The sequence below is a fragment of the Cupriavidus pauculus genome, assembly GCF_008801835.1.
GTDB lineage: Bacteria > Pseudomonadota > Gammaproteobacteria > Burkholderiales > Burkholderiaceae > Cupriavidus > Cupriavidus pauculus.
This window is the reverse complement of sequence record NZ_VZOW01000018.1, coordinates 112,038-119,170: the sequence shown is the minus strand read 5'-3', so window position 1 is coordinate 119,170 and position 7,133 is coordinate 112,038. Positions and strand designations below refer to the sequence as shown.

Genomic DNA, 7,133 nt, shown 5'->3' with positions numbered 1-7,133 from the left:
GTTCGCTGCGCTGTTCTTGCACCAGACGTACGGCCCGCTCTCGGACCTCGGGGGAAAACTTGGTTTGCTTGCTCATGGCTCCATTCTCTCAAAGAGTGGAGCCTCCACTAAACCCGGGGCGGTTCACCCGTTGCGAGGCGGTTCCATGCGTTAACGATGTCTGGATCCGCATCGAAACGAGCAAAGCCAGAGTCGAGTTTATGTTCATTGAAGAACAAATGCTCTTTAACTGTACCAATTCTCGCTTCTGACCAACCCGTATTGGCTGCGATCTTACCAATATCAGTTGCATCGCCTCGTATATTTGCATATGCAGCCTCTGCGCGATCCCAGCTACTTAGTGCGTCGGGATTTAGCACCTGGCGCGCGCCAGTCTGCTGCATACGCGTCACAAGTGCGTCCTTGGCTAATGCTGCAGCATCTGCCCGTGCAACAGCTACTTCAGCCCTGGCCACCACCGAGCCGGTAGTCAGCGGCAGCGTCGCGAGACCGATGACATTATCAATCCGCGCGTTGCGCTGTTGCACCGGATTGAGCGTCTGCAGCGTCGCAAAGTTATACCGCGATGGAGCAAAAGAGGCATAGAGACTGCCTGCAGCGTTCACTACAGCGCCAAGAACCTTACCTGTTGCCGTGTGCTGCATCACATGCTGCAGGTTGGGATCTCCCCAGAACCGCTCCCAACCGTCCGGCTCGATTGCTCGAATCTCTCCTGGGCTGTTCTCGGCATCAAACGCAGCCATTTCCTCCGGCGTCATGCGCTTGGCATGCACCGTCACCTCTCCGCCCGGCCCGTATTCAACCCACTGGTCCGCCTTCGCCGAAACCGTCACTTCAGGCAAGGTAGGCTCTGCAGCGGCCGAAGTTGCTGCCATTGGAACATCAGTAATGCGACCAACACGCAGACCGTCGGGTCTGGTGTACTCGCTGTACTTCGGTTGGCCACCGCCAAACTCTGAGCGATCGCTTGTGTTGATGGCCTCACCGCCAAAGGCGTCGGCATACCGTTCGCCTTGGGTCCGCGGCTGGCCGATATCGCTCCAGCTGAAACCCTCGCCACCGGTACTGGCCGCCACCGGCGGATCATTCCAGACCTGAGACTTCTGCAACTCCGCGATCTTATCGCCCAGCACATCTTCGCCCTGGCTGCCGCTTGCACTGGAGCTCTTCCCCGCCAAGCTACTGCCCAGCGCATTGCCAAACGCGCCCGCCGCGTTCAGCCGCCCGAGTCGACCGTCGCGCTGATGCCGGCCTCGGCGGCCGAGAGTACCCCTGCGACAGCCCTTGGACTACTGCGATTCCGCGAAACTCCCCGCACCGTTGCGTCGCGCAATATCGTGTCCGTGATCATGCGACACTCCGGCCGCACAACGGAAGCAACAACACGCCTCTATGGGAAGCGATCATACAATCCAAGTGCGATGCTGATGTCCCTTGGCTGGCGTTCATACTCCGGCTAATCGGGCCTAGCGAGCTCGGGGCACACCCAGTCGCCGATCCTCATGAGACTCACCCAGAAGAATAAGATCAAAAGTCATATAAAGCGCGGATGCCATCTGTGCGACAAGCACAGCGTCCCTCGAGTACGAAGCTTCATTCTCAAGAATCTTTGCAGTGACATACAAGTCGTTAACGATCTGCCGAGGCAATTGCTCAGATCCTTTTAGCAGTCGCGCCAGCTCTCTAGATGCTTGATCCAGCCGCTCAAAGGCTTGCCGCTTAATCTCCTTCGTGGTTTGCAGCGCTGTCACTAGCTCCATCCCACTGCTCCGCAGCTCCGCAGCGACACTTTCAACATTACTCATCAATTCTTTTCTCCAGACCTAAATGTACCGACGCCGCCAGTAAACATGCTTCGAGTTACTATGGGAGACACCGCCGTTTGACTCAATGGTGCAAGTGGGCTGTAGATGGCTTGCACAGGAATCGACCGATACACGGAAACTTCCTGTGCCCAGATTGCACGGTGGTAAGCCATGGACTCTCCATAAGTGCTCGACCGCGCCAATCCCTTCCAGACCTCGACTTGGTCACCCGCAGGCACGCGGCTAAGGTTGACAGCAACAAGACCGTTTCCACTGCTATATCCCTCAACTGCAACATTGAGATCGCGCGTAGTCGATATCCACGGACTATTCAACTGCGCGCCACCACGACCCGGACCCGCGTTCAGAACGTGCTCGACCGCAGTCCAGTTTCCACTCGGTGCCTTCGCCGTCAAGCCAAGGCCATTGGCCAACGCCTGCGCGTCGGTGGCGGTCAAAGCTCGGTAGGAAGTGTTACTCAAAACACTGCTTTCTGCCAAGCGTAGCCCTTGCCCTAGCGATGCTACGCCACCCAAGAAGGGGATGCCTTGATCGATCCCCTGCGCCAAAAGACGAGAACCCGAAACATCGTAAGTCGTTTTGTAAGTGAAGGTGGTGCCGTCCCCACCATCGAAAATCCGAGTTAAGCCCGTTCCGATATTATCCCCACCGTGGAAAGCCAGCGGCACCCCGATGACCGCACCAGCACCAGTGGAGCTCAACCCGAGGGCCCCGGCCACTTCTGCCACTCCTCCGACCACTTGCACCGTTCCCCGTGCTGCATCCGAGCCACGGAAATAATACTTGGCTTGATCCCATGCCATGCCAACCTTCTGACTGATGGGCAAATCGCTGCCCAATATGTTCCCAAGGGAGGTTGCCCAGCCGGGATCAGGTTGAATCGATCCGGCACCGCCAGTTGCTACCATTTGGACCTCGGACAGTGGCGTCCCGACAATCGCCGGGGAAAGAACCGATTGGCTCATTGTTCCGTTGTTAAACTGGTACCAGTCCCGCCCCTGTCCGTCCGTACCGCTGGCCGTGACCTGCGGCATGCTGACAAGCGATTCATACGAGGGCGTTGGCGAGCTGGTGGGCTCCGGCGCAAAGTAAGCTGGTGCACTCGCCGCGAAGGTTCCAGTGCTCGTTGGACCTCCCACAGCCAATTCATTCGCGGCCATGTCCCGCAGATCGCTCACGCGCGATTCGTGCAGCGCTTGCCCCGCAAACGAAACGTTTCCTCGCGAGACACCCGTCACAGGGTCGGCCTGCTCGTTGAGCAATCGCTCCTGCCAGTTTGGCTGGCTGCTGTTCTGCTGAGCCAGGCTACTACCCAGCGCATTGCCAAACGCATCAGCCGCGATCGTGGTGACATCAATCCGACCACCTCGCGCTGCCGCTGTACTCACTCCTGCGGAAAATGCCGTCACCGCCCCTTTCGCAAAGCGACCGGCAGTGTCCACGCCGAGGCGATCACCAAGCGCCTCATTCACGCCGGCCCCCACGGCGGCGCCGACGGCCGATCCGACCACACCCTTCCAGTTGAAACTCTTTTGCAGGCCTGTCGCAACACCGATACCTTGGGTGACAGCACTGGTCAATGCGCCCCTGATCGCGGCATTTCCAATGGCGCTACTAACGACGTTCACACCACTGAGACCACCTGCCACACCTCCCCCAATCGCTCCCAGTGCAACGGCCTTCCAGTCAAAACCGTTTTGAATTCCTAGCGCCATGCCTACGACTTGGCCCGCTACTGCACCGGCCACGCCACCAACGGCTCCCGCCATAGCCATGGAACCGGCGGTATAGGTAACCGCGGTTGTCCCGGCGGCCGTCGCTCCAGCTGCGGTGGTTGCTCCCGCAGCCGCTGCAGTTCCCGCTCCCGCACCGCCGCCAGCCACCACGCCGTTGGCCAGATAGTACTGCTGCGAAATGACCGCTACGACAATAGTTACCGCGGCCACGATGATGGATCCGAGCATCCCACATCCACCACCCCCGCCCGCGCTCGGCATCGGCAGGTTCGGCGTCGTGTCCCCAACAACCTTACTCGAGTCATACGGCTTGAACACGCCACTGTCGTTGTGGATGCCGGTTGCCTTGTTCGGGATGTTCAGCGTCTGGCCAACGCGCAGGTCGCGGTCGGAACTCAGGCCGTTCGCTTCGGCAATGCGGTACCACAGCGCCGAATCCCCGTACGCGCTGCGGGCGATGCTCTGCAGTGAGTCTCCGGTCTGCACCGTGTAGCTGCCCGGCGCCGCGTTCGGATAGTTGGCCACGATCGGCTGGTAGCCGAAGTCGTAGTCAGCGTTGTACGAAAAGTTCGGGTTGCCCTGGCCGTCCTTCGGCGTGACCGGATTGATGCCCACGCCGTGCTGGCCCAGCACCTCGCCGTTCACCACGAGTTGGCGGTTGATGTTGCCGCCCTGGTTGACCTGCAGCACATGACCGGCTAGGTCGTTCACGAACGTGCGGTTGTTGGCCGGCTTGGTGGAGTCCGTAACGCTAACCAGGTTGCCGTTGACGTCGTAGTTGCTGGTCGTCGAACCCGGGTTCATCTTGTTACTGGTTCCCGAGACCGTGCCCTGCTTGTAGCCCTCGAACCGCTGCATGCTGTACGCATACCAGTTCGTGTAGCCACCATCGTAGTCGGTCAGCGAGTAGTTCAGCACGTTGCCGGCGGCGTCGTAGGTGTCGTAATTGACGTCCGACTTCAGCGCGCCATTGCTCTTGAGCGTGCGCTGATGCAGCAGACGACCATTGGCGTCGTACTGGTTGATCCGCAACTCCATGCCGTTGGTCTGATCCTGCGGCACACCTTCGTTGAGCTTGGTGACGTAGTCCACCGGCAGGTTGCTGGCGCCAGACACCATTACACGGCCCGCGCCGTCGTAGTAGCGGTGGTCGATCTGTACGCCGTCACGCACCACGCTGGTCAATCGTCCAAGATTGTCATAGCGGTACAGCTCCTCGACGACGCCTTGGGTGCGAACAAACGATGTCGGCGTAGTGCCGTAGATCGCCTCACCGGATTCCTGATAGCCGATGATCACCGACTCGCCGCCGGCGGTGACCACCTTGTTACCGTAGTAGCGGTCGCTGGTGCGGTTGCCGTTCAAGTCATAAGTAATGGCATGGCCCTGCGCGCCAAGATTGCCGTAAGGGTCCACGCCGTCCACGATTGTCTGGCGGTTCATCGCGTCGTACCTGAAGTACCGGCCAGCATCAGAACGGTTGTTGCCGTCCACGGAATGCTGCTCGATGTACGTGCGATTGCCCACGGCGTCGTACTGGAACGAGATGTGGACCTGCCCGTCGGCCACGTCGCGCAGGCGATTTAGTGCGTCATAGGCCAGGAAGTTGTCCTGATATACCACACCGCCCTGCGTGGTTTTCTCTCGCACGCGGTTGCCCGCCAGGTCATAGGCATACGTGGTGACCTGGCCCAGCGCGTTATCGTTGACCTGGGTGACCTGGCCGGCCGCGTCGTAGTAGTAGTTCAGGCTCTGACCTCGCGTATTGCTTTGCGCGATCAGCTGCTGCGCGTTGTCATACGCGTAGCTGTACACTGCGCCGCCGATATCGGTGTGGTGCGTGACTTTGCCGAAGTAGTTGTAGCTCCACGTCGACGCCATGTTATTCGGGTCAACTTCGGCAATTTTGTGGTTCAGCGCGTCGTAGGCCGAACGCGTCAGCTGCCCCATGGGTTGCGTGGTCGACAGCAGGTTGCCGCGCATGTCGTATGCATAGCGAGTCGCGGCGCCGGCGCCGTCGATCTGCATGGTCAGGCGACCGGCCTGGTCGTAGTAGTACCGCTCCGTCACGTTCTGCCAGCCGGCACTCTGCAGGTTGTAGTTGTCGTCGATATAGGTGACGTCAGTGCCTGCGTGGATCGTGCTTGTCAGGCGGTTTGCCGCGTCATACGTATAGCGCGTGAGCCAGCCCATGGCGTCGAGCATCCCCAACTTGTTGCCGAAGGCGTTGTAGCGATAGCTCACCACACCGCCGTCGGCGTGCAGCTCGGCCGTGACATTACCGGCTGCATCGTAGGTCTTACCAATTCTTGGGCAACCACCACGAACTACTTCGACCTGCGCGGCAACCAGATCGCGACGGTCGATGCGCTGGGCTACCTGACGACGAACAGCTTCAATGCGGCGGGCAATATAGTCGCGCAGACCGAATACGCTTCGGCGCTGGGCGCCGGCACGTGGTCGATATCGGGCTACGGTACGGTTTTGAGCTCCGCCGAAGACCGGACGACGACGTACGCGTTCGACCGTGCGAATCACAAGACCAGCGAGACGCGCATCAATGTCGAGTACAGCACGGCGTCGAACGGCGCCAGTACGCGCGGCAAACTGACGACGTCGTACACCTATGACGCCGTGGGCAACCAGACCAGCGTCACCGACGCGCTGGGCAGCAAGACGTACACGTACTATGACGCGCTCGGCCGCGTGCGTGCGATTGCCGCACCTTCGATCGCCAGCACCGAGAGCGGCAGCACACTGGTACCGCTGACCGAGTTCTGGCGAGATGCATACCCGAGGCAGGCATCGACTTTTCAAACTTGGACGGCAGTCGGTCGTACAGCCGGTTTGCTTTCTATGGACAGTCCAAGCTAGCGACAGCGCTTTTCGCAAAGGAGCTCTCCCGACGGCTGGCCGGGGCGAAGATCTCTGTCAATTCGATTCACCCCGGGGCGACGCGCGGCACGAACCTTAATGCGAATGTGAGATTTCCTCTCAACGTGGTGTTGAGTGTGGCGCAGCTCTTCATCAAGTCCATCTCGCAAGGAGCCGCGCCTCAGGTTTTGCTGGCGGCGCACCCGTTGGCAGAAGGCATGACCGGAGACTATTGGGCGGACTGCCAGCCGGCAAAGGGGAGCCCGCTTCTGGAGAATTCTGAGATTTCGAGGAAGCTATGGGACTTCTCTGAGAATTTCTTTTGGAGTCTACGCGCGTCGTGCTCGTAAGCGTTGGAATCTGGCGTCGTGGCTGAGGTAGTTATCCCGCTCGGTCCGGGCGGCACTACTCGGTGGCAAGGCTTCGCGGGGGTCCTGCCAACGTCATAGACGTGATGGAAATTTCTGGCCCGGGCTAGAGCAGACGGGAAATCGCGCGGACCACGAATTACGCTTAATGCGTCACAAATGAGCAAAAAAAGATAAAGGGCAACCCTAGGGGTTGCCCTCGTCAAAACGATCAAAACCGGCTACGCATTAGTTAGAGCCAATGCCACGCCCGGTGCGGGTTTCCCGGCAATCGGGGGGTGGCCATTGGCGTCAAGTAATGCGTTCATTGGCTCTTAGTAATGCTTAGA

5 protein-coding genes are annotated in these 7,133 nt (G+C 59.6%); 2 read left to right on the top strand and 3 right to left on the bottom strand.

The window, feature by feature from the left end; all coding sequences use genetic code 11:
* Positions 1-107: 107 nt before the first annotated feature.
* The 3 genes from F7R19_RS18735 to F7R19_RS18725 form a co-directional block, all read right to left on the bottom strand.
* Positions 108-1,178 carry a hypothetical protein gene (locus tag F7R19_RS18735; RefSeq protein ID WP_150981585.1) on the bottom strand — a complete coding sequence of 357 codons (1,071 nt, stop codon included), beginning with the start codon at positions 1,176-1,178 and terminating at the stop codon, positions 108-110.
* 288 nt (positions 1,179-1,466) lie between these two features.
* Complete coding sequence (locus F7R19_RS18730; RefSeq protein ID WP_150981584.1) at positions 1,467-1,805, bottom strand: hypothetical protein; 339 nt, start codon at positions 1,803-1,805, stop codon at positions 1,467-1,469.
* On the bottom strand, positions 1,805-5,806 hold the full coding sequence (locus F7R19_RS18725; RefSeq protein ID WP_249043165.1) for a LysM peptidoglycan-binding domain-containing protein: 4,002 nt from the start codon (positions 5,804-5,806) through the stop codon (positions 1,805-1,807). The genes F7R19_RS18730 and F7R19_RS18725 overlap by 1 nt, the downstream gene beginning before the upstream one ends.
* Before the next feature lie 15 nt (positions 5,807-5,821).
* On the opposite strand from F7R19_RS18725, the gene F7R19_RS30225 reads away from it, so the two are divergent.
* Positions 5,822-6,436 carry an RHS repeat domain-containing protein gene (locus F7R19_RS30225; RefSeq protein ID WP_223506034.1) on the top strand — a complete coding sequence of 205 codons (615 nt, stop codon included), beginning with the start codon at positions 5,822-5,824 and terminating at the stop codon, positions 6,434-6,436.
* Positions 6,382-6,786, top strand: coding sequence for an SDR family NAD(P)-dependent oxidoreductase (locus tag F7R19_RS30640; RefSeq protein WP_170292612.1), 405 nt, complete (start codon positions 6,382-6,384; stop codon positions 6,784-6,786). The genes F7R19_RS30225 and F7R19_RS30640 overlap by 55 nt, the downstream gene beginning before the upstream one ends.
* Positions 6,787-7,133: the final 347 nt, after the last annotated feature.